Annotated in this window: 24 protein-coding genes; 9 read left to right on the plus strand and 15 right to left on the minus strand. The window is 53.3% G+C overall.

Annotated elements, in window-relative coordinates:
* Positions 1 to 26: 26 nt before the first annotated feature.
* The 7 genes from SD425_RS29530 to SD425_RS29560 form a co-directional block, all read right to left on the minus strand.
* Positions 27 to 593 carry a hypothetical protein gene (locus SD425_RS29530; protein ID WP_324680840.1) on the minus strand — a complete coding sequence of 189 codons (567 nt, stop codon included), beginning with the start codon at positions 591 to 593 and terminating at the stop codon, positions 27 to 29.
* 63 nt (positions 594 to 656) lie between these two features.
* Positions 657 to 3125: a TraG family conjugative transposon ATPase gene (locus SD425_RS29535; protein ID WP_324680841.1), complete on the minus strand. Its 2469-nt coding sequence runs from the start codon at positions 3123 to 3125 to the stop codon at positions 657 to 659.
* On the minus strand, positions 3122 to 3442 hold the full coding sequence (locus SD425_RS29540; protein WP_324680843.1) for a DUF4133 domain-containing protein: 321 nt from the start codon (positions 3440 to 3442) through the stop codon (positions 3122 to 3124). The genes SD425_RS29535 and SD425_RS29540 overlap by 4 nt, the downstream gene beginning before the upstream one ends.
* Before the next feature lie 4 nt (positions 3443 to 3446).
* Positions 3447 to 3731, minus strand: coding sequence for a DUF4134 domain-containing protein (locus SD425_RS29545; RefSeq protein WP_324680845.1), 285 nt, complete (start codon positions 3729 to 3731; stop codon positions 3447 to 3449).
* Between the two features lie 117 nt (positions 3732 to 3848).
* Complete coding sequence (locus SD425_RS29550; protein ID WP_324680847.1) at positions 3849 to 4337, minus strand: hypothetical protein; 489 nt, start codon at positions 4335 to 4337, stop codon at positions 3849 to 3851.
* Between the two features lie 298 nt (positions 4338 to 4635).
* A complete protein-coding gene (locus tag SD425_RS29555; RefSeq protein ID WP_324680849.1) occupies positions 4636 to 5103 on the minus strand; it encodes a DUF3408 domain-containing protein in 468 nt (155 codons plus the stop codon).
* Positions 5104 to 5115: 12 nt separating this feature from the next.
* Positions 5116 to 5877 (minus strand): ParA family protein, encoded by a 762-nt coding sequence (locus SD425_RS29560; RefSeq protein ID WP_324680851.1) that lies wholly within the window; start codon positions 5875 to 5877, stop codon positions 5116 to 5118.
* Between the two features lie 601 nt (positions 5878 to 6478).
* Here SD425_RS29560 and SD425_RS29565 point away from each other — a divergent pair.
* The 6 genes from SD425_RS29565 (at position 6479) to SD425_RS29590 (ending at position 13151) form a co-directional block, all read left to right on the plus strand.
* On the plus strand, positions 6479 to 6811 hold the full coding sequence (locus SD425_RS29565) for a plasmid mobilization protein (protein ID WP_324680853.1): 333 nt from the start codon (positions 6479 to 6481) through the stop codon (positions 6809 to 6811).
* Positions 6808 to 7755 carry a relaxase/mobilization nuclease domain-containing protein gene (locus SD425_RS29570; RefSeq protein WP_324680855.1) on the plus strand — a complete coding sequence of 316 codons (948 nt, stop codon included), beginning with the start codon at positions 6808 to 6810 and terminating at the stop codon, positions 7753 to 7755. Before SD425_RS29565 ends, SD425_RS29570 begins: the two co-directional genes overlap by 4 nt.
* A 28-nt stretch (positions 7756 to 7783) precedes the next feature.
* Entirely contained in the window at positions 7784 to 9796 is a 2013-nt protein-coding gene (gene mobC / locus SD425_RS29575; protein WP_324680857.1) for a conjugal transfer protein MobC, read from the plus strand.
* The gene (locus SD425_RS29580) at positions 9793 to 10161 is read left to right on the plus strand and encodes a hypothetical protein (protein WP_324680859.1); all 369 of its coding nucleotides are present in this window, start codon (positions 9793 to 9795) and stop codon (positions 10159 to 10161) included. Before mobC ends, SD425_RS29580 begins: the two co-directional genes overlap by 4 nt.
* 136 nt (positions 10162 to 10297) lie before the next feature.
* Positions 10298 to 11662, plus strand: coding sequence for a topoisomerase C-terminal repeat-containing protein (locus tag SD425_RS29585; protein ID WP_324680861.1), 1365 nt, complete (start codon positions 10298 to 10300; stop codon positions 11660 to 11662).
* 109 nt (positions 11663 to 11771) lie between these two features.
* The gene (locus tag SD425_RS29590; protein WP_324680863.1) at positions 11772 to 13151 is read left to right on the plus strand and encodes a toprim domain-containing protein; all 1380 of its coding nucleotides are present in this window, start codon (positions 11772 to 11774) and stop codon (positions 13149 to 13151) included.
* A gap of 190 nt (positions 13152 to 13341) precedes the next feature.
* On the opposite strand, the gene SD425_RS29595 is transcribed toward SD425_RS29590, so the two are convergent.
* From SD425_RS29595 to SD425_RS29610, 4 genes are all read right to left on the minus strand, one after another.
* Positions 13342 to 13476 carry a hypothetical protein gene (locus SD425_RS29595; protein ID WP_324680865.1) on the minus strand — a complete coding sequence of 45 codons (135 nt, stop codon included), beginning with the start codon at positions 13474 to 13476 and terminating at the stop codon, positions 13342 to 13344.
* A 250-nt stretch (positions 13477 to 13726) separates the two neighbouring features.
* Positions 13727 to 14071 (minus strand): Imm32 family immunity protein, encoded by a 345-nt coding sequence (locus SD425_RS29600; protein WP_324680867.1) that lies wholly within the window; start codon positions 14069 to 14071, stop codon positions 13727 to 13729.
* Positions 14072 to 14527: 456 nt separating this feature from the next.
* Positions 14528 to 14653: a hypothetical protein gene (locus tag SD425_RS29605; RefSeq protein WP_324680869.1), complete on the minus strand. Its 126-nt coding sequence runs from the start codon at positions 14651 to 14653 to the stop codon at positions 14528 to 14530.
* A gap of 88 nt (positions 14654 to 14741) precedes the next feature.
* Entirely contained in the window at positions 14742 to 15314 is a 573-nt protein-coding gene (locus SD425_RS29610) for an RNA polymerase sigma factor (RefSeq protein WP_324680871.1), read from the minus strand.
* A 545-nt stretch (positions 15315 to 15859) separates the two neighbouring features.
* Between SD425_RS29610 and SD425_RS29615 the strand changes: the two genes are divergently transcribed.
* The gene (locus SD425_RS29615; protein WP_324680873.1) at positions 15860 to 16168 is read left to right on the plus strand and encodes a hypothetical protein; all 309 of its coding nucleotides are present in this window, start codon (positions 15860 to 15862) and stop codon (positions 16166 to 16168) included.
* Positions 16169 to 16547: 379 nt separating this feature from the next.
* On the plus strand, positions 16548 to 16976 hold the full coding sequence (locus tag SD425_RS29620) for a hypothetical protein (protein WP_324680875.1): 429 nt from the start codon (positions 16548 to 16550) through the stop codon (positions 16974 to 16976).
* Positions 16977 to 17581: 605 nt separating this feature from the next.
* On the opposite strand, the gene SD425_RS29625 is transcribed toward SD425_RS29620, so the two are convergent.
* Positions 17582 to 17845: a hypothetical protein gene (locus tag SD425_RS29625; RefSeq protein WP_324680877.1), complete on the minus strand. Its 264-nt coding sequence runs from the start codon at positions 17843 to 17845 to the stop codon at positions 17582 to 17584.
* Between the two features lie 250 nt (positions 17846 to 18095).
* Between SD425_RS29625 and SD425_RS29630 the strand changes: the two genes are divergently transcribed.
* Positions 18096 to 18416, plus strand: coding sequence for a hypothetical protein (locus tag SD425_RS29630; RefSeq protein ID WP_324680879.1), 321 nt, complete (start codon positions 18096 to 18098; stop codon positions 18414 to 18416).
* Between the two features lie 104 nt (positions 18417 to 18520).
* On the opposite strand, the gene SD425_RS29635 is transcribed toward SD425_RS29630, so the two are convergent.
* The 3 genes from SD425_RS29635 to SD425_RS29645 all read right to left on the minus strand — a co-directional run bounded on the left by SD425_RS29635 (position 18521) and on the right by SD425_RS29645 (position 20712).
* The gene (locus tag SD425_RS29635) at positions 18521 to 19000 is read right to left on the minus strand and encodes a hypothetical protein (RefSeq protein ID WP_324680881.1); all 480 of its coding nucleotides are present in this window, start codon (positions 18998 to 19000) and stop codon (positions 18521 to 18523) included.
* 86 nt (positions 19001 to 19086) lie between these two features.
* Positions 19087 to 19668 (minus strand): BLUF domain-containing protein, encoded by a 582-nt coding sequence (locus tag SD425_RS29640; protein ID WP_324680755.1) that lies wholly within the window; start codon positions 19666 to 19668, stop codon positions 19087 to 19089.
* Positions 19669 to 20454: 786 nt separating this feature from the next.
* Entirely contained in the window at positions 20455 to 20712 is a 258-nt protein-coding gene (locus SD425_RS29645; protein ID WP_324680756.1) for a hypothetical protein, read from the minus strand.
* Between the last annotated feature and the right edge of the window lie 143 nt (positions 20713 to 20855).

The raw sequence follows: 20855 nt of genomic DNA on the forward strand, positions 1-20855 counted from the left end.
GTGATTAGTAAATGGGTGCGGTCGGCCTATTCGTGGCCCCACACTTCGCGATTGTACTTCTGGTGTTTGAGCTTTTGCTCCTTTTGAGCAATTGCCGCCGCGGTACGTTTGCCGTAGTACTTCACTAAGGCCAACTGGTGGGTTTCTTTCTCGGCCAAGTCCGAGACATACTTCAGTTGCTCAGCTTCGCTCATGCTCGTCTTGCTAGTGGCCAGCGCCGACAGCTCTTGCACATTGGCCGCACTTTCGTCGACTAGCTTCTTGTACATCGAACGAACGCCCTGCGCTTGCTCCACCGTTACGATGTTGTTGCTGGTTAGCTTCGGCTCCTGCGTCTTAGCTTCTTGCAGAATTTCAGCGTGTGCCTGGTAGATGCTTTCCGTCTTGGGGTTGAGCTTGATCAAGTTGGGCACATCACTCTGATACCAATTGTGTACCGTCGTAAGGTAGTTCGTATTCGTGGTGCCGAGTAGCTGCTTTACAGAAGCAGTAACCCTGGCTTCTGTATCGGACGCGAGCTTCTTCGAGGCGGCATCTTCCCCGCAAGAGCCCAGTAATAAACTAACGAGTAAGAATAAGGAGGTCGTTTTCATAATCGGTGGGTGGTATGGTAGCAGCCTCAAGTTAGCTAGTGCGGGGTTTCTTTTCCCTATGGTTTAGCCGGCTTCGCGCAACTCCTGAGCGTAGACCTGAATGGCGGTTTCGATACCAAGGCCAGCTTCTAGCTTTTCAAACAGAACCATTTTTTCGGTTTCTTCCGTCGTGTAAGTCACGTACTCTTCCTTCGACACAACCACGCCGTACACCGTGGCTACTTTGGTGCCTAGGCCAATGTAGACCTCATTGTAAAACTCATCTGGGCGGCGGTCCTTGTTGATGCTGAGCACCAAGGCTTTTTGTTTTTCAGAGAGTGCCAACACGTCCTGAATCTCATCGAACTTGCCCATGAACTTCTCCAAGCTCAGCAGGATCATGCAATCAGACTGGGTGATGATGGTATCCTTAACGATGGGGTTGTCGATAATGTCTTTCGGCTCCTGCGTGACTACGACGGCTTCACCCTGAAACTTGCGGACAGTTTTGAACAGGTATTTCAGGTAGTCGGCCATAGCCGGCGTTGCAATGGCTTTCCAGGCTTCCTCAATCAGAATCATCTTGCGCACCCCTTTGAGCGTGCGCATCTTCTGTAGAAACGTATCCATGATCACGAGCGTGACCACCGGGAACAGAATCGGGTGATCCTTGATGTTGTCGATCTCGAAGACAATAAAGCTTTCCTGGGTTAGGTCAAGCTCCTGCTCCGCGTTGAGCAAATAATCATACTCCCCGCCTCGGTAGTAAGGCTTCAGCACGTACAGGAAGTTCTCGATATCAAAATCCTTCTCCCGCACATTCTCTTTCTTCAGGTAGGCGCCGTGGGGGCCCAGCAGGAATTCATAGAAGGTATTGAAGGAGGCCTTAATTGTTGTATCACTCTGCAAGAGCTGGTAGTACTGCGTGAGCGCGGTAGAGATGGACACGTACTCGGATTGCGAAACGGCTTCGTTTGCTCGCTTCCAGAGCATTACGAGTAGATTGTGCAGGCTCAAGCGCTTCTCCACGTCGGGCGCTCCAGCTACAAAAAAGGGGTTGAAGCTGATAGGCTTGTGCTCTTCGTACGTGTAATATACCCCGCCCCGTAGCCGACACAGGCCCTTATAACTATTGCCGGTATCTACCAGCAGCACGTGGCCACCTTGCTCATGGAACTGGCGTACCATGCCGTTCGTGAAGAACGATTTGCCACTACCCGTACCACCTAAGATGAACTTGTTGCGGTTGGTGATGATGCCCCGCTTGCGTGGCTCTTCCGAGATGTCAACGTGCACGGGCTTACCCGTAAGGCGATCCGACAGCTTGATACCAACGGGGCTGCTGGAGCTACGATAGTTGGTCTCGACATTCCACAGGCAGCAGGCAGGCCCGGCAAAGGTGTAGAACGTTTCTTCGCTGGGAAAGTCGCCGGCGTTGCCCGGAATACCAGCCCAAAAGAGGGAGCCGATATCTACCGTGTTCTCGCGGGCCTTCCCTCCTATCTTGGTGATGGCATCCCCCAATAGCTCGCGTAACTCCTTCTCCTGTAGCTCGCGCTCTGTCCACGCCAAGACGTTCGCGTGCGCCCGTACCGGTAGCCGCTGCTGCGAAAGCGCTTCATTCAGGTAGCGGTCATAAAACTCCTTGTTGATAGCATTCTGACGCGAGTTTAAGGAGAGTGAATTAAGCCGGTCCCGCTTCTTCTCGAAGGTCTTCAGCGTCTTGGCCGCGTCATCGACGAACAGATACTGGTTGTAGATGTGATTGCAGTTCAACTGCAAGCCCAGCGGGGAAGCAAAGCCAATGAAGAAATCGCTGTAGTCAGTGCTTAAGTTGCCGTGCCGGGCGCTTGTCTCCAGGATTTCAGGCAAGTCATCCAGTTGGCCCAGCGAGTAACACAGGCATCGTTTTGAGCCCACCTTTAGCCCTTGCGAAAAATCAAGATCGGCTACTGGCGCCGTATCACTCATGTTCAGGTAGAGGTACTTTTCCAGCAAACCAGTGTTGCCATTCACGCCGGCCAAGTCGTCATCGGTAAGCTGCGTGCAAGTAATGCCCACTGTTGAAAGGGTTCTTGCAAACTGCCCCACTGCGTTAAAGAAGGCACTCAGAAGCTTCTCATCCATCATGTCTTTGGGGACAATCTTGGAACGGGTAAGCAACGTGGCCAAGCTGGTCCAGTCCTCGCGGCTGCTAGGCGTCTTGGTCAGAAACAAGTAGCAGTAGTGATTTAGGAAAGGCCGTTCGTTGAAATGCCGCTCGTATGCCTGCGAGAGCATGGACCGCTCGACCTCAAAGTCAGCTACGTACTTGTCCTCTACAAACCAATCCTGCTTGTGGACGACCGTGTGATTCGGCAACAGGCGCACAGCCTTCACAAAAGCAGAATGCAGGGACTCGTAGTCGGCCTCCGAGAGGGTGAAGATTTCCGGAAGCTCCAGGCGGTAGGCTACCGTCACGTCAGCATTCTTGCTGATGAGGCAGCCGTTTTCAACCGCGTAGATCGGTTGTTTGCTTTCCAGCGTCGCGGAGGGAAGGAGTAGGTTGCTCATGAGCGCTTGAGGTCTTGAAAGAGGCGAGCATTGCGATTCACGATGCGCACGGGCTGGCGGCCCTTGGCTTGGCGCTTGAGAGCGCCGTGTTCACCATATTTTGCGCAAAGACTGAATACCCGGATCCACCAGAGAAACCCGCTACCGAGCGTCAAGAAGGTAGTCAGGTAGGTGTTGACCCCGACGCCGAGCAGCACAATGGCTGCTAGAAACACGCCGCCGAGGCCCCCAATCAGCATAAAGAGATAGCGCACGCCAACCAACCCTATGAATTCAATCGGCTTGTTAACGCCCTTGTTCACTAGGTATTGGCCCATTGCCTTACAGGAAGAAAGAGCGTAGGATGGTGGCTGACACCACTAGGAAGATGCAGCTGCCAAACCAAGCTGTAAGATGCTTCTGGGTGTTTTGGTCACCGGAGTTCCACTTGATAAAAGCGGTGATGGCACCACCCAGGCCCGCGGCCGCACCAATGGCATACATGAGCAGCGTGAGGTTGTCGAAGTACCCACCAATCATCGAGGTGGCTTTCGTGATGCCGGCCGAACCGTCACCTTGCGCGAAAGAGATAGTAGCCGTGGCCAGGACCATTAAGGCAGTGAGCATTGGCCTGGCTGAGCGATGAGTGAGGCGGATAATTGAGCGTTTGTTAAGCATGGCTGTAATGAGTAGAAGAGGGTAGAAATGATGAAAGAAAAAGAATGAAAAGTTATACTAAGAAATTTAGTCAGTAGTGGGCTCAGCGATCCCAGCGTAAAGGCTCGCGGTTAAGGATTGGGCGGTTTGTTTGCTGTTCTTGTAAAAGGCCACCAGCAGGTCGGTGTTCTCCAGGGCTGGAACTTCCTCGACTAGTTCTTCTTGGGTAATATCACCTGCGGCAGCGCGGTCGAAGTAGTCGCTCAGTTGCTCCACCCCTACCGTAAAATCTTCTTCTAACTCTTCAGGCCCAACTTCAGCCCCATCATTAGTGGGCTGGGTTGCCTCTGAAGTACTTTCATTAGTAAACTTAATTGATTTTTCATTATCAGTCGCAACAATTATCGCATTTTCATTTTCTACTTTTTTGTTTGATGCTTCTACCGGCGTTTCTTCTGGTACTATTCCCGCCTCGTCTGCGGTGGTTGTTTCTACTTGATTTTGCACTTCCCCTGCTGCATCTGGCTCGCTCTTAGCCGGAGCCGTTACAGGTGCAGGCGCCTGAGTGGCTGCCACGGCTGCCTTGGGAATTAACGTGCTTTTACCTAGCACAGAGCTTGCAGCTGGCGCGGGGGTTGCTACGTCACCAGCTGCTTTGCCTTTGCTAGATAGCAAGCCCATCAGCTCCGCTCGATAGTAGAGCACAGCAACACACGCGTAGTACAAGACGGTCAGGACTGCCAGCGCCCCTAGGAACTGCGGCCACGAGATCATTTTAAACATATCGGTATAGGTTGGATGAGGGAAAAAGGCAAAGCAGTGGCTAGCCCACCCTTATTAAGGGCGTGTAAATCAGGACATTGAAGCGCAGGGACTAGTAGGGTAGGCGCTTTTTCTTCTGCTTCTCCCGGTCGTTCAGGAAAGCGCGAATGTCGGGCCCGTGGGTTTCGAAGTGATGGTTAACGATATTGATCAACAAGTCAGATAAGGCCCCGCTGCCCGCGTTGGCAATGACAGACAAGGCATTGTGGGTGTCTTCATCCACGTAGACCGCCTTGCCTTTGCGAGTGCGAACGGGCTCCAAAAAGGAAGCGTAATCAGCGCGTTCCTCCTGCTCGGCGGGCTGCTCTTTTCTTCCCGTTTGTTTTTGAATAGCTGGGCGCTCCACCGGTGCGGGTGGGGCGGGTGTTTCAATAGCAACTTCCATAGCGGTAGAATCTACATCGGTGCCCGTAACCGTTTCGGGCTCAGGCTCAGCCGGGGCAGGGATAGCAGGTTGCGGCTTGCGTTTAAATGAGTTAACGAAAGCATTCACGTCGGGAGAATCGTTCTTAGTAGCCATGCTCAGGAGTTATTAAAGAGCTTTGTTTTCGGTGGTGGCGGTGGCTGCCGCTTTGGCCGTGCCGTCGTCAAAAATGATCCCTGCCATTTCCTCAATCAGCCCTCTGATTCCCAGACGCATATATTCCTTCGATAGCGGGAACATAGTCGAGCGCATGGCTTCCTTCTTATAGTTCACACTGTGTTCCAACCGGCTCTTGAGGAATGGAATATTCTGCTGGGCAAACAGTTCCTCAGTTCGCTGGTAGAAGTCTTGTTTCTCACTCTTAATGTGCTTGTTCCAGAACGCGTAGTACTGTTTCAAGCGGCTGCCTGGCTTGCCTTTGGCGAATGCCTCCAGCGCGGCAGCAAACGGCAAAGTCGCCTCGACACTCAGCACATCTGATTCTAGAGGAATGAAAACGTAGTCGAGCATCTTCCATAGCTCCACCAGCCCAGGCACGTTGATCGTGCCTGGCGTATCGATAAAGACTAAGTCAAACTCGCCATTCATTTCCTTGGCGATGCTGAGCGCTTCCTTTACCTCGCAGCCGACGATAGGGTAAGCCTGTACGCCGAGCGCCTGAAAATCAGCCGCTTTGTCGAGGTTTGCCTGTAGCTGATCCAGTTCCTTCAGGCGCAGGCCTTCAAGGGAGTGCTGCGGATAGTCGCAATCGATCACGGCCACCTTCTCATTGCCGAGAAAGTGGAAGATGGATGCTGCGAGAATGTTAATAGTGGTTTTCCCCACGCCTCCCTTCTGAGACGAGATAGAAATGTACTTAGTGGCACTCATGCGAATACTTGGGTTTTAGTGGAAAGAACACTACTCGGATGACGGTTGCACACATCAAAGAAGCTATTTCACTCTTTCACTGATTACAAATTTATCAGTGTGAATGAATAAAACAACATTTAACTTCGTGATTATGAATAAATCACATCACTCAGTTTTAGGCTTTGTTAACTACTTTGGTGATTATGTACATGAATATAGGTCATGATATCACATTAGTTATTCATCTAGCTAGATACTTAACCAATTAGCTAGATAGTTACCTGCTTTGATACTTTGATATCTATCAAAGTAGTTAACTATCAATCTATCAAAGTAACTATTTAATTATCTATCAATTCAGATATGAAAACAACTAGTTAAGCAGGCATGAAACTCTGTCTTGGTGCCTACGAAACAGCCCGTTTGGACACTGGTTTTTTCAGTATACTACTCTGAGTTTTGGCTAAAAAGATTCGCTTTTCAGTACCCGTAGAAGTTGTTCAGCAAGCCATGTCTTTGTGCGCACAAACCTTCGGTTCGCGCTACCAAAGACAACGGGCAAATTGACGCAAGCTATTTCCCCTTGTCTTGCTTTTGCAGACCTCAACCTAGTATCAACATGGAAGAAACTGATGTGCCTGAACTGGCTCCCGAAACCCGAGCCGACTTGCTCAAAGAAGCCCACATTAATCTTCGCATCACGGTCGTGGATAAGAAAACCATCGAGCAAAAAGCGACGAAGGCTGGGCTTACGACCGGCGATTATGTGCGACGTGCGGCGCTGGGGAAAAAGATTTCGGAGAAAATACCGAATGATTTACGCCGCCTTATCGCAGGTTCGGCCAACAATCTGAACCAACTCACGCGCCTAGCTAACGCGGGCAAGCTCAATTCGGTGAGCGCTGAGAAACTGAATAAGCTGGTAAATCGCTTGCTGGAGACGCTGAAATGATTGCGAAAACCGTCACCGGAAGTGACTTCACCGGGGCCTTAGAGTACGGCGCAGGCTTGCGTTCAGACCGCACCAACAAGCAGTCCGAGCTACTAAGTGTAGCTAATTTGGGTAGCAACAGCGTGCACGGAATGGCCGCAGAAATGCGGGCTGTAGCCGACATGAGCGACCGAATTAAACAGCCCGTATGGCACACGGTTTTGTCGTGGGCCCCAGAGGAAATAGTTGACCGCGAGCAAAAGCTGAAGGCAGCGGCCCTGTACTGTGAGCTGATGGGGGCGAGCCTCGACCGGCATCAAGTCGCCGTGTTTGAGCACAAGGATAAGCAGCACCCCCACATTCACATCTACATCAATCGGGTGCCCACCGATGGCGGGCCAGCCCTGCGCACGGACCAGAACTACGCCCGGAACGTGAAGGCCACCCGTCAGATTCGGGAGCAACTGGGGATGGCGCCGCTGCCCTCACGCCGGCAGAGCACCAAAGACCTTGACCCGCAGAAGGAAGTTACCTGCGGCTACGTACGCGACGTGCTCAGCGCAGCTTTAGCAGATCAGGCTATTCGTTCCGTCGACCAGTTAGTAGAACACCTGCGCGCGAAGCAGATTGAAGCCTACCTAAAACGGGATGGCAAGGGCGTGCTCGTGGGCAGCAGCTTCCGCTACGAAGGCAGCAATGTAAAAGGCACCGAGATCGGCATCAAGGCCAAACAGCTGCGTGAGCACTTCAGTCAGTACGGCCGCGAGGCCTTGCGCAGTAACACCCCATTCGCGCCTGCTACAGCCAGCGCCAGCGGTGGTCTAGTGGGCGACGAGACGAGCACTAGTGCTGGGCCTTTTGTGCGACTAGAAGACACAACAGCTAGCCACGGCGGGCCGACTATGGATGATGCCGAACGCAATGAAAACAGCGTGCGCCGCAAGCGTCGGCGTCCAAAACTTTAAAGTCTAGCACACCCAACCTACAACACCCATGGAAGACGAAAAAGGATTACGCATGATCGTCAATATGACGCTTGTGATCGGGGCATTTCTAGTGGCCTTGCACCTGTACTACTACTGCTTTGGATTCTTCACCGAGCATCATTTAACGGCTCCCTGGGTCGAAAACATCTTCACGCGCTTCAGTACAAAGACCGCTTTGTTTAGGTCTCCTTACGTCACTAAGGGTGCTGCGGTACTCTGCCTGGCCATGACCTGCTTTGCCACCAGGGGCAAGCCGAATGATAAGCAGACGTGGCCGCCCATCATCGCCTATGTGGTAGTTGGTGCCTTGCTTTTCCTAGGAAACGTCTGGGTGCTAGACCTTGCTTATTCCCCCACGGTCATAACCGGATTGTACGCCAGCACAACGGTTCTAGGCTTCTTGCTCATACTCAGGGGCGGCATACAGATAAGCCGCATGCTCAGCCTGAATTTAAGGAACGACATTTTCAATACGGCCAACGAAAGCTTCCCCCAGGAGCAACGGAAGCTAGAAAACGAGTACTCCGTTAATCTACCTACGACCTACTGGTACCAAGGCAAGCGGTATAACGGATGGGTGAACATCGTCAATCCGTTCCGCGCCACGGTGGTATATGGTACGCCGGGCTCTGGTAAATCGTACGCAGTGATCCTCCAGTTTATCAAGCAGCATATAGCGAAAGGATTCACGATGTACGTGTACGACTACAAGATTCCTTCCTTGACCCTAGTCGTGTACAATGAGCTGCTGAAGCACCAGGATAAGTATGCCGTACCGGTGCAGTTCTTTGTGGTTGATCCTGACAATCCCCGCAAGAGCCATCGAGGTAACCCTTTGCTGCCTTCGATGATGACGGATATTATTGATGCCACTGAGTCTGCGGCGACAATCATGCTGAACTTAAACCGCACTTGGATAGCGAAGCAAGATGACTTCTTTGTCAAAAGCCCGATCAACTTCGTGGCGGCCATCATCTGGTTTTTGAAGCTCTACGAGGGTGGCAAGTACTGCACCTTCCCGCATACGATCGAATTCCTGGCGCGAGATTATGAGGAAATGTTCCCGATCCTAGGTGCTTATGACGAGATCGAAAACTACGTCAAGCCCTTCGTTGATGCGTATGAAGATGAGGCCATGGAACAGCTTTCGGGGCAGATTGCCTCGGCTCGGATTGCCTTGGCTCAAATGGCATCACCAGCTTTGTACTGGGTGATGAGCGGTAATGACTTTACTCTTGATATCAACAACCCGGAAGCGCCCAAAGTGATTTGTGTGGGCAATAACCCCAAACGGAAAGGCGTCTACGGCGCGGCACTGGGCCTGTTTAATTCGCGCATGGTGGCACTGGTGAACTCTCCCGGCAAACTGAAGTCGTCGCTAATTGTCGATGAGCTACCCACCATCTACTTCCGGGGCCTGGATAGCTTGATTGCGGAGGCGCGCAGCAACCGGGTGTCTACATGTCTTGGCATCCAAACCCAAGCTTTACTTGATCGGGATTATGGTAAGCTGGAATCGACAGCCATCCAGGAGCTAGTGGGCAATGTAATCTCTGGGCAGTTAACGGGGGCCAGTGCCAAGTCCTTGTCGGAACGCTTCGGGCAAATCGTGCAGCAACGCCAGGGCGTGAGCATCAACAGCCGAGACACGAGCAGCAGCATCTCGACGCAGCTGGGCAACATGATTCCCGCGAGTACGATTTCTAATCTTAGCCAAGGCACATTTGTAGGAGCCGTGGCCGACAATTTCGGGCAGGAGATACCGCAGAAGGTGTTTCACGCCCAAATTATGGTTGACGTGGCCAAGCTCAAGAAGGAAGAAGCTGCTTACCAAGAGATTCCCGACATCACCAGCTTTATCAATCCCGAGACTGGAAAGGATGAAATGGATGCGATAATCCGAGATAATTATAAATCTATCAAGGAAGATATTGCTTCTATCGTGAGCAAAGAATTGGATAGGATAAAACGAGACCCGAATTTGCAGCATCTAATCAACACCAAAAAGGCAAACGCATGATGAACAGTAAGCAGATTGGTAAGCGGATGGCTCTCCTACGGGATGAACTAGCGGCGCCTGATGAAGAAAATTGGACGCAGGGTAGGGTGGCGGCCGAAACCGGACTCACCTTAAACCAAGTTGCACGCTTGGAACAAGCTGCAGCCGGCAGCATCGAGGCGCTGATAACAGTGCTGCTGTTCTATCATAACCGAGGCTACAATATCAGCTGGATATTGCTGCCCGATAATTCCACCGTCTCGAAGCGGGTGCTTTCTCAGAATACCAAGGTCGTTGATGCACGTGACATAGTTGAAAAGCTTAGCACATTCAAGGAAGAGATTGGTAAAGAGGTGGATACGTTAGTCGAATCACTCATTCAATAAACAGCAAATTATGATTTAACGATTACTAAATAATACTGTTATTAAATAGTCATAATCACAAGAGCAAATTATTATATTTGTTTGTGCTGGCCCCGTGACGGTGGACAGGTGGTATAACTCATTTACTAACAGTGACATGATTGAGCAGACCGAACCTAAACCAAGTGCTGGAGAACAGCAGGTTTCCCAAACCACAGGGCCAGCAGCGGCCCCGAAGAAAGCGCCCCTAGTCAACATTGATACGGTGCGTGATGAATTTATCACCAACGCTCAACCGGTAGCTGACGCCTTGCGCAAAAGCGGAAAAGAGGTGGCAGCTACCCAGCTCGAAGAAGCCGCTAAAATTATCGGGGTAGCCGTTGGTCCGCAACCGGCCCAGCGCGTAGCTGGTGATAGCCTGAAAGGCGACTCGGTAGGCAATGTGCTCAAAAACATTTGGGACGTAATTGAGAAAGACCCAACGTTAAAAAAACTGCCTGAAGCAAAGAACTTGCGCAAGGCCAGTGACACGCTGGATGGTGCAGGGCTACTTAATATCACGGTGCGTAACGGCGTGATCGTAAGCTTTGTCAGTAATTTTGCCGAGAACTTTGCCAATGCACAGCAGCATGCACCAAAGCCTGAGCAAAAGCCAGCAGTCGTGAAGGAGTCGCTGGCCTCAGCCGCGCGGGTGCAGCAGATGCCAGCCAAGTCGACTGCTGCACCCGTGTCCGTAGCTCCCGTAGAGCAACCAGCCAAAGTACCGCCACAGACTCAGGAGAAAGCAGCTGCCTTGTTAAGTCCTGCGCTTATGGAGAAAGCCAGAGAACTGCATCAGCAGTCCGTAAGTAATCAAGTTAAAGGCTTCACCCGCGAGGATGTCCCCGCCGAAACACTCGCTAAAATGGGTGTGCAGGTAAGTGACCTGGAGAAATCAGGGCAGTTGCAAAAGCTACTGAGCGGCCAAAAGACCGACCTTATCTCTTCCTTTTCCTTACGCAATGAACAAGGCGAAGCCGTGCCGTTTGCGGCCAAGCTGGTGCTCAAGCGGGACGAAGTCGGTGCTCCCAGTTTGCAATTCGACTTGCCGAAGCACCAGCTCATAATTCCTGAGCAGATCCTAGGCAAAGAGATTACCCCAGCGATGCGCCAGCAACTCGTTAGTGATGGGGTAGTGCCGTTGGCTGATGGCTTCCGGGATGGCAAAGGGCAAACCTTTGCTGCTTACGTGGCCATCGACAAGGATATGAACCGAGTGGTAGCCGTGCGCCGCGAGGGGATGATACTACCCAAGGAGGTGCTAGGTATTAAACTAACTTCTGAACAGCAGAAGCTATTACTGGAGGGCCAGCCGACCAAAGTAGAAGGCATGACCAATAGTAAGAACCAGCTCTTTGACGCGACCGTGCAGATTGATCCGGTGAAGCGCCAGCTAAACTTTCGGGATGTCACACCCCATGTTGCGAAGGAGATTAAGCAGGAGGCCAAGCAAGAAGCTCCACGGTCAAGAATTCGCTTATAATTCGCTTGTTTTGAATACGGAAATCAGTTCCTGCTCATACCGGGGACTGATTTTCTATTAGTACCTAACCCGACCCACACACCTATGCAACAATTAACTGGACGCGCTCATGCAACAGCCCCGCGAACCTGAGCTTAATTTCACCCAAGTCAAGAAGGACCTCAATCTAATTGACTTAGTGCTGCACCTGGGCTATCAGCACAACCGAGCCAAGAGCGGCCCTTCGCTCGACAAAGGCAAGTTTCACGTCTTTGATTACCGAGGCAACCCAAACCTAGATCAAGTCATTATCTACAAGGCGAACTCAGGGGATTATCTGTACTTCAGCCGAGCCGATGATCGGGACAAGGGTAGCGTCATTGACTTTCTTAAATACCGTGTTGAGAATCCGCGCATTGATGGCATTGTGGCCAGCGCAGGCAAGGGCATTTGGGCCAGCGTCATCGACAACGCAAAGCGGTTTCTGAACTTGCCCGAGCAGCAGCGGCAAGCAAGCCCCATTCTGCAGGCGAGTATTGAGCCGGTCAAACGGGGTGATCAGTATGTGCCGGATTTCCTACTAAAGACCACCCCCCTAACTGATAAGCGCTACTTGCTTAGCCGTGGACTTAGCGAAGAGACGTTAAGCAACAGCTGCTTTGCCGGCCGAATCCTGAACCACATTCATGAAGGTTTAAGCAAGGATGGCCACTCGTACAAATTTGTAAACACCGCCTTCCCGCAGCTCTACAAGGATAAGATTGTAGGTCTGGAAATTAAGGCCAACGGCTTCAAGGGGCAGGCGGCTGATTCATTGAATTCGTCGGCGCTGTGGATATCCAACAGCGGGGCCAAGACGCACACGCTTATTGTGTCGGAGAGCGCCATTGATAGCCTCTCTCACTTTCAGTTGAAGCAGCCCAATAATACCATGTACGCATCGACGTCGGGCAATCTGACGGATAACAAGGTGGCCGAGATCAAGCGCCTGGTGGAAAATCAGAACCTGAGAACAGTGAAGCTAGCTTTTGATAACAACCTGGAGGGGCATATATTCGACACACGACTGATTGCAGGGCTAGCCCACGAGTCCACGCCCATGCGTATCGAGCGCAATCTGCCCGGACTGCTCACCATCAGTATCTACTCGGACCAAGAGAAGTACTTTGCGAACCTGCATCAGCTAGCTAGGAACTACAATCAACGGATTACGGAGGGCTATTATCAGGTAGCAGGGCGCGAGCCAGCCACCTCCAATACCCTGACCAGTGAGTTGATCATTGCGGCCAAGCAGGCAGAGAACAGCTATCACTTTCATGTTCCTAAGCGCCTCGAAACCTTGGCCTTTTTTAACCAGGCTTTGGTAACAGCTTACCCGATGACCGCGCGGTTGGAACTGGACAAGTCGCGCGCCAATGATTGGAATGATCAGTTGAAGCAGAATAGCAAAGCGAACACGTTGGCACCCTTGATGCGCCAGCAGATTCAGCGGCGGGGACCGAAGTTGTAAGAAGAGAGCATCAAAAAGTGTGGGGCAGTTGCGCTCACCTATTCTTGATCATTGTCGGCACCGCTTTTTCTAATAGCTGCTCAACCCAACTGCCCCACACTTTTTGATGCTCTCGAGTTCTTGGGGTTCTCGTTACAACGGGGCGAGAAATTACGGTAAGCTTCAAAACGTTGTTTATCAGTACACCTTGCTAGTGCCTCATAAAATGTTCGTATTGCAGACTCACCAGGGTGTTGAGAATGCCAAAGCCATTTACCAGAGCGGCCAGCACGAGTAAAATGACGACGGTTCTGGTCCAGCCGGAAGCTAGAAGTTTGTAGTTCATGCAGGTCGTTGCTGATCGAGGCTTTCCCGGCTATAAGTACTGAAGAGTAGACCAAGCACTACCATGGGCCAGTCTTGGCAATAACTAGACAAAAGCAAGAAACGGACCTAGCTGACAAACGGGCTGCTTTCTGGGAAAAGCTGATTAACGTAATGTTGCTTCTAACTAAAGTCTCGGAAAAGTAATGATTACGGTCCTATATCGGAGCGCGGCATTTTTGGTACTTTGGCTAGAAATAGGCTCCCCTTTATCATAAGTTACTCTTTTCTAAGCCGCTTTTCGCCTCGTAACGGTCATAGAACTCGCCGGTCCCCTTGGCGTCCAACCTGCCGACAATGACTTCCACCGAGCTGTGACTGAGATCTAAGTCGGGTCGCAGGGAAACGTGTTCTCGGGCGCCAACGGGGAGGGCTGAGAGCTCCTCTTGCTGGCGGTCAGCTAAGCGGAGCAACAGCTGGGCAAACGATCTGAGGCCCTCTGGATCGCCGTGAATTAAGATGGTTTGCCCTGGCTGCCTTTCGCCTGCAACCTCTTCTTCGTCATGGCCAACAAAGAGGTCTAAATGACCGGTGAGTGCTGATTGGTAGGAGTTCATGTTTACAGAGGGTCTTTCGAGCCGTACCACCGCTACGGTCTGACTAGCGAATGAAAAATCAACTAAAGTAACCCCTTTTCACATGTTGGAAATCACCATGGCTACTGCAGAACTCCAGGCCGTAGTTTAGTTTGCTACGACTCTCGCATAAAACAGGCAAAATGCTTGCTTAGCGCTTCTGTTTTCAGATAATAGAGGGTAGTATATACGGTTTATATACTATTATTGGGGTTCTGCAACAGCCACGAGGGTACTTCACAACTCCTCGACCCGGGACAACGTGTTCGTCCGGTTCGTCCACTACATTGCGGTCGGCGAAGTGACGCACCTTACAGCCAAAGCCAAAAGTGCTGATGGCGGTTGGGTGACGATGACGTTTTGCGGCACGCTTGTACGCGTCGTTCGTAGCAGAAGTAGCTACTTAACTTCGCCCTAGACTAGCATCGAACAACCCAGTCAGTGCCGGATAAGGCAGTGCGGGGAGCTGCTCTTGCCACTGCGGGCGTGTTGCGGAGCATCAAGCAACGTCACCTGGGCTTTGTGCGTGAACAGGCCGCCCTCGGAGCAGGGATCGGCCGCCACGCGCAACAGAGGCGAAACGCTGAGTGGGTACGTACCCAGTATTAAAGGGTGAACGGACCACCAGCGGCAAACGCTATTGCCTCTAGGGTCAAGCGGGCAACGGAATGCGAAACAGGCCGGCCAGTTGCTGCAGCGCCGTCCGATTGCGGGTTTTCACCGTGCCCAGCGGCAGGGCCAAGTAGTCGGCTACTTCCTGCTGGGTATAGCCTTCAAAAAAGCGCAGCTCCAACACGCGCCGGTACGCCGGCGGCAGGGCGTGCAGCAGTTCGCGCACGCCCAGATACTCGGCCGAGCCGGTCGAGGGCAGTTGATGGAGCGCGGCGTGTTCCTCGTCCCAGACCGTGCGACAGGTGAGGCGATGCGGGGCTGAGCGCAGGTGATCGATGGCCCGGCGCTGGCAAATCGTCAGGCTCCAGCTGAACAGGCGCCCACGTGCCGCGTCGTAGTCGGGCATGGCGTGCCAGATCTTCACCAGACCCTCCTGCAACAGGTCCTCAGCGGTGGCGGGGCACCGCACCAAGCGCAGAATGCGGCGGTAGAGGGTAGAACCATAGCGCTCGTAAAACGCGGTCATGGCGCTTTCGTCGCGGGCGCATAAGCGCGCCACTAAACGGGTTTCCGCCGCCGGTGGCGGGGCAAGGGGTAGCGAAGAGAGAGGCATAAGAACAGGTCGTGCTGTCACGTACGAGCTCCCCCGTAAAAAGGAGGCTTCGACTCGAAAATAAGCGCTACCGCTGGGCCACCGGCTACTAGCGGGTCGTAAACGAAATCGCTCTTGCCCAGACTCTTTACCGAACAAAAAGGGCTGGAGCGGCTAGGCGATCGGCACTAGAAGGGGCTTGCAGAAAGCGGCTGGCGGAATGAGACGAGGCTTTTTGGTCACCATCCGTGGAACAGAGCAGCTACGAAAGTTACTTATTGAGCTAGGTATTCAGCTCACTCACCCGGTATGTTAGTTAACCTAAACCAGGTCATTCGTAGTGCCTACCGCCCACCGTTAGATCGCATGCCTCCCAAATGAGTCGCCCGTGCCGAGCCGACGGACCTGGCGTTGGCCATCGACCGGTGAGCACTTGTCTGACTAGCCTGAAATCAGCAGCCTGGGTCTCTCCGCTGGGCTTGCGGTTCGTATACTCAAGGCGCCACGTGCTGACGGAAGAGGGGGCGCGGTAAAACCGGGTTCATTTTTTCTTCTTTTGCCCGACTATGCCGCCTACTAGCTTGATTCTTCGTGTGGTTGTGGAGGATAGTGCTTCCGTGGCCGAGGTGTGCTTAGTAGTACAACTCCCGGCGGGCACCACTGTGATCTGGGAAGGGGACGTGCCCTACTTACTGGGGGCGCATTGGGGGAGCGAGCGCACGGCTGCGTGGCTAGGGGAACAATTTCGGCGACACGCAGCTCTTGTCATGCAACAAATGGGTCACCAACCGCTACGGCAAGCGCTGCAAGTTAGCCTGATGCGGCACCAACAGCCAGGTGGTGGCCAAGTGTGGCTTACGAGGTGCTTACCCTGAAGGCAATAGTTCGTTATTGGCTTATTAATCCTGCTTTTAGAGAGGATCTTCTTTTTGCGTTAGTAGGAGTGCTCTTAGAATCGTGAGCTAAGTGCATTCCTTATACGCAGGTAGCGAATGGCTTTTTTTACGCCCAGTTGGGACTTGCTATAACCGCGAGGCAGGCCTTGTTATACAGGCCTCTCAGCTTCACAATTAGCATACTGCCCACCGAGGATACATATATTTTTATAGCGAGGAATGACTCGTACAAGACTAATACGATACATTCACTAACTACTTAGTTATCAAGCCGTGATATTCATTGAATTGTGCAAAGTGCCTTAAAAAGTACTGCAATCTTTAGCGGCTTATACGTCATTATTCAAGTCCCACCCCTATGGTAAAAACCTTACATGAATCCCCTAGTTTTTCGTTGTGCCACGATTCGGAGAATAACTGGTTGTTCGCGCAATGGAGTGGCCTGCAAAGCAAGGCGACCTCGTTGGCCGCTTGTGCCGTGATTTTACAGCAGGCTCGCCACGTCTCTTATCTCAAACTACTCTGTGATAGCAGTCAGGCCCTGGACGGCTGGAATGGAATCAGCGAATGGGTTAGTACCAACTATTTGCCTCAATTAGCAGACGCGGGTATTGGCGTTATTGCCTGGATCAATGCCCGGGATTGGCAGACCAACACGGTCATTTCCGATTTTATTCAACACTCGGAAAAGCCCTTTATCGCAACGTTTGACGAGGGCGCGACGGCGTACGAATGGCTTCGCCATACCCATTTTGGCAAACCCAGTACGCCGGCGAAGCAGCGTTAACAAGGGCTGGAGCCAGCACAGGCAGTAACCGGCTACTGCCTAGGTAGCCAGACTAGAAGAACCTCGATTACGCCTTGCAGAACGAAAAATCAGGGGGCAAGGCGAAGGCTGGTCGCAATTCATACCGGCTGTGCCGCTGTGCCCTGAAATAGTGAGCTATCTGCGCGGGACCTGGTGCCCGCACGCACCCGGGCACCTCGAGCGCGACGGGTCGCCGCGCGAAGCCCACTGTCGTCGTACTGCCCAGCGCCAGGCGAGCCGGATCACTAGCGCGTCGTACCTCAACTGTCCCGTAAGCAGAGTTCATCGCAAGTCCATCTAGGATACTACCCACTCCTCCGTGGGCCAGCTACCGCTAAGTTAAACGGACAAGTCTACCGTTACGAATGAAGTGCGATTGACTGCGCGCCAATCCGCAATAGACGTGACGGCGTAGATTGCCCGGCGCTGATCCAGGTGCCCGTATAGATTCAGTAAAAGCCCGCGCTCGCTGAGCCGGGCTTTTCTTACGGCCGGTGTATTGACGCTGACGCTCAGGATCAGCTACTTGTCTGCGCCAGCGGAACTGTGGCGTCCCCTACGGAGCGTAACAAGAACTTCATCTGCTAGGTAGCTAGGCGTTGAATGCTGTGCACTTCGGCCCGGTGGTAGGCTTCGACCCACGACTTCAGGGACGCTTCAGCTTGCTGCAGGGAGCCTAGATCGCGATAAAACCCATGGGCCAACGCGGGCCCGTGATCGGGGCGGTGGAAAATGTAGAACGTCGTTTTCGGTTGCTGCTGCTCGTTCAAGCGCACCAAGAGAAAAATGACGCAGCCCCTGTGCGCAAGGCGGCAATAATGGTAAACAGGTGGCATCGTGGCACGCATAGTAGTAAGCTAACTTTATACACAGGGGTGCCCCTGGCGTAGCAGAATTCTGGCAGTCGACAACCTGCAGTGAATATATTAAATTAAAACTATATTATTGATTTACCAACTAACCGTTGCACCGCCATAAGCAGACGCAACCCGTGAAAGGGCTAGTCCTGCCGATACAGCAGCGCATCCTACCAGGAGGGTCGGGCAAAAACTCGCGGCTAGGCTAAGTACGTAGGTACTGCCATTGCCTTGCTATCGTATGCCTGCTGACTTAGTCGCTATTCTTGACACCTTACGCCTGCAGTTGCTTTCTTTGTCGATAACGGCTCCCTACTACCGGGCACGCTTACGGCGCATCACCCAGCAACTGGACTACGTGGTGCAGGCCTGGCCCGCCGAAGACTGGCCCGTCCGCCCGCCTGCGCCCGCTCAGCCGCTATTGCGGCAGCTGCGCCCGCCCGTTCCTACCCGCCAGCAGCTGCGAGCCCACTTGCAGAAGCTGGAAGAAATCCTGCAAGACGAGAACCCGCTAGTAGAGCACCAACAAGAATTGCTCAACCTGCTGCTCTTCTTTTCTTAAAAGCTTTCCTGCCGGCTATTTTGGTATATTTTATTCTAGGCGCTCAATCAGGCACTGCGTACCGACCGCCACCCAGGGCCGGCCTTTGGCAGCACGCTGGCCAGTCACCCGGCTGCTCGCTGTAAGGTTTCGTACAGCAGCGGAGCGGCCACTTCCAGCAGGTGCAGGTTCAGCGGGATCTGCTGACACAAGTCAAAATCGTAGTGGCACAAGGTGCCGTAGAGGTACCCTTGCGCGTCGTAGATGACCACCCCGCAGGAGGAGACGACCAACGTGTCGACCTGCTGGGCCAGCGGGTCGGTAAACGCATTGAGAATCTGCAACGACTCGCGCTGGCTCCCCACCAGGGAACAGAAGGCTTCGATTAAGGGCACCGCCTTGCCTTGCCGCACGCGGGCATCATAGCGGTCAAAGAGCACGAGGTTGCGCGACTGCTGCCCGTCAAAACGAAACACGCCGGTATAGCGGTGCGTGGTGCCCTGATTCAAGTAGCCCAGCGCCGCATGCACCCCCTGGTGCTGCAGCACGTGGCGGAAGGCCGATAGATCGGGGCGGGGGGTGGGGTTTGCAGGAGAGGAGGCCATCTAAGTAGTAGGTAGGGCACAGGGAAGGGCCGCGGTCAGGTAGCCTTCTGGTGCGCCACGACAACCCGCTGAACCAATGCTAATAATTACGCCTGACTAAAGGCCTGCAGCAGGGTGCGCAAGTGCGGGTCTTTAACGTATTGCTCGATGAGCGAAGCGTTGTCGCTCGGGTGCTCCAAGCCGGTCAACACCCAGTGAAACTCGTCCGCCTCCACCCTCACGAACCCCATCTGCCAATCGGCAAAGAAGCGCTGGGCATTGTGGGCTTGGCTCAACGTCGTCACTTGCTGGTGGCGAGCATCGCGCTGAATGCGGGCGTAGAGCAAGTCGACCGGACCCGCCTTGCCTTCCAGCAACTGCACAAACTGGCGGTCACTGTAGCACAACAGCCCGGTGATGCCGTGCTGCTCGTTCCAGGCCCGTGATTCGGCCAGCAACTCGCTAAGCTGCTGCTCGCTGAAGACCTGCGTGGCCCGGCTGCGGTAGAGTACGTGCTGGACGCGCTCCTCCAGCAGCTTGAGCACCTGCTCCAAGGAGAGGGCGCCCACCGCGTACTCATCGAGCAGTCCTTGCTCGTAGGCTTGGGGGAAGAGCGAGGTGTTGGTGGCCAAGGCCGTGGCCCAGGCAATGGCTCGGCGCCGGGCGGCTTCCGTTGAAAGATCGTTCATCTTTGTTTATACGCCAGCGTCAGAGCGGGTACTACGTATTCTGCCCCGAACAACTACGTGTTCTTCCCTGCATAAGTACGTAGTTTTGACCGGCTGCTCACACAAAGCCGGGTGAGAGAAACAAGGGAGCCAGGGCTTCGGCCGGGGAATGCACACAAGGGACCGTTATAAGATTAAAACCAGCGACAGGGGACAACCGCTGCCGCCACGCCGCCGCGTATTTAGGGGTAGCCGCTTCGTCAACACATCGTGCGCTCCGGCAACGGAAACGACACGGTGAACGTGCTGGCTGCGCACCTCTGATGCGCCCGCCGGCGTGCTCGACCATGCGCTTGACCATGTACAGACCCACGCCCGTGCCCTTCATGTGGGTGTGCAGGCGCTGAAACATGATAAACAGCTTTTCCTGCCCCCGCGATAAGTCTAGCCCCAAGCCGTTTCTGGTCCGTAACGCGCACCTCCACTAAGTGCTTGGCCAGTGGTGGCAGCACTTTCTTAACGGGGCTCGCGTAACTCCAGCAGGATAAAAGAAAAAAGCACGGAACGTAGAGCGTTTTTCATGGAGCGGAGATGTGCAAACAGCGCGCCGCTCTTGGGAAAGTTTGCTAAAATATTGTTTAGTTCATGCACTCTTCCGCGACCAGAGGTGATGCATTATGCGGCGATGAATGTCTGAGCTGATTAATAAGGTAGCACTTTCGAACAGCGGCCACGATGCCTAGCCTTCTGCTCCATTCGGTGCCTCACCGGCGTGTCGTAGGAGCCCCCGCCTCTACGCCGTAGCGCCTATTTTGTGAGCGGGTCGAGTGCCTCCAAGAGAATAGTCAGAATGCGCGCTGGGCCCACGCGGTGTTGTTCCCCTGGATGAACCCGCAGGTAGGCTTCCACCAACGTTTGGGCGTAGTCCAGCGCTTTATTACGCCGTAGTTGCCGTACATCCAAGGGCACTTGCCACCAGCCTTCCTGTTTCTGATAAGTAGGACTAAGCCACAATTGGTCGCCTTCCACAAAGGCAAAGAGAATATCGCCGAGTGCTGCCTGCATGGCCCAAGATAAGCACCAGAACAATAACCTGTTGAGAGCTATGTAATTACAGCTTGTTACTGGAGCAATGTCTTGGGGCTATGGCGTGCTCGGCGGCAAGCAGCTAGTAGGGCACTCGGCAAAGTGTGTTTGGCTAGTGCGAG

This window comes from Hymenobacter sp. GOD-10R, assembly GCF_035609205.1.
Lineage (GTDB): Bacteria > Bacteroidota > Bacteroidia > Cytophagales > Hymenobacteraceae > Hymenobacter.

Coding starts and splice junctions, on each gene's coding strand:
- SD425_RS29530 (WP_324680840.1), bottom strand. CDS start 593: ATGAAAACGACCTCCTTATTCTTACTCGTTAGTTTATTACTGGGCTCT.
- SD425_RS29535 (WP_324680841.1), bottom strand. CDS start 3,125: ATGAGCAACCTACTCCTTCCCTCCGCGACGCTGGAAAGCAAACAACCG.
- SD425_RS29540 (WP_324680843.1), bottom strand. CDS start 3,442: ATGGGCCAATACCTAGTGAACAAGGGCGTTAACAAGCCGATTGAATTC.
- SD425_RS29545 (WP_324680845.1), bottom strand. CDS start 3,731: ATGCTCACTGCCTTAATGGTCCTGGCCACGGCTACTATCTCTTTCGCG.
- SD425_RS29555 (WP_324680849.1), bottom strand. CDS start 5,103: ATGGCTACTAAGAACGATTCTCCCGACGTGAATGCTTTCGTTAACTCA.
- SD425_RS29560 (WP_324680851.1), bottom strand. CDS start 5,877: ATGAGTGCCACTAAGTACATTTCTATCTCGTCTCAGAAGGGAGGCGTG.
- SD425_RS29565 (WP_324680853.1), top strand. CDS start 6,479: ATGGAAGAAACTGATGTGCCTGAACTGGCTCCCGAAACCCGAGCCGAC.
- SD425_RS29570 (WP_324680855.1), top strand. CDS start 6,808: ATGATTGCGAAAACCGTCACCGGAAGTGACTTCACCGGGGCCTTAGAG.
- mobC (WP_324680857.1), top strand. CDS start 7,784: ATGGAAGACGAAAAAGGATTACGCATGATCGTCAATATGACGCTTGTG.
- SD425_RS29580 (WP_324680859.1), top strand. CDS start 9,793: ATGATGAACAGTAAGCAGATTGGTAAGCGGATGGCTCTCCTACGGGAT.
- SD425_RS29585 (WP_324680861.1), top strand. CDS start 10,298: ATGATTGAGCAGACCGAACCTAAACCAAGTGCTGGAGAACAGCAGGTT.
- SD425_RS29590 (WP_324680863.1), top strand. CDS start 11,772: ATGCAACAGCCCCGCGAACCTGAGCTTAATTTCACCCAAGTCAAGAAG.
- SD425_RS29595 (WP_324680865.1), bottom strand. CDS start 13,476: ATGAACTACAAACTTCTAGCTTCCGGCTGGACCAGAACCGTCGTCATT.
- SD425_RS29600 (WP_324680867.1), bottom strand. CDS start 14,071: ATGAACTCCTACCAATCAGCACTCACCGGTCATTTAGACCTCTTTGTT.
- SD425_RS29610 (WP_324680871.1), bottom strand. CDS start 15,314: ATGCCTCTCTCTTCGCTACCCCTTGCCCCGCCACCGGCGGCGGAAACC.
- SD425_RS29615 (WP_324680873.1), top strand. CDS start 15,860: ATGCCGCCTACTAGCTTGATTCTTCGTGTGGTTGTGGAGGATAGTGCT.
- SD425_RS29620 (WP_324680875.1), top strand. CDS start 16,548: ATGGTAAAAACCTTACATGAATCCCCTAGTTTTTCGTTGTGCCACGAT.
- SD425_RS29625 (WP_324680877.1), bottom strand. CDS start 17,845: ATGCGTGCCACGATGCCACCTGTTTACCATTATTGCCGCCTTGCGCAC.
- SD425_RS29630 (WP_324680879.1), top strand. CDS start 18,096: ATGCCTGCTGACTTAGTCGCTATTCTTGACACCTTACGCCTGCAGTTG.
- SD425_RS29635 (WP_324680881.1), bottom strand. CDS start 19,000: ATGGCCTCCTCTCCTGCAAACCCCACCCCCCGCCCCGATCTATCGGCC.
- SD425_RS29640 (WP_324680755.1), bottom strand. CDS start 19,668: ATGAACGATCTTTCAACGGAAGCCGCCCGGCGCCGAGCCATTGCCTGG.
- SD425_RS29645 (WP_324680756.1), bottom strand. CDS start 20,712: ATGCAGGCAGCACTCGGCGATATTCTCTTTGCCTTTGTGGAAGGCGAC.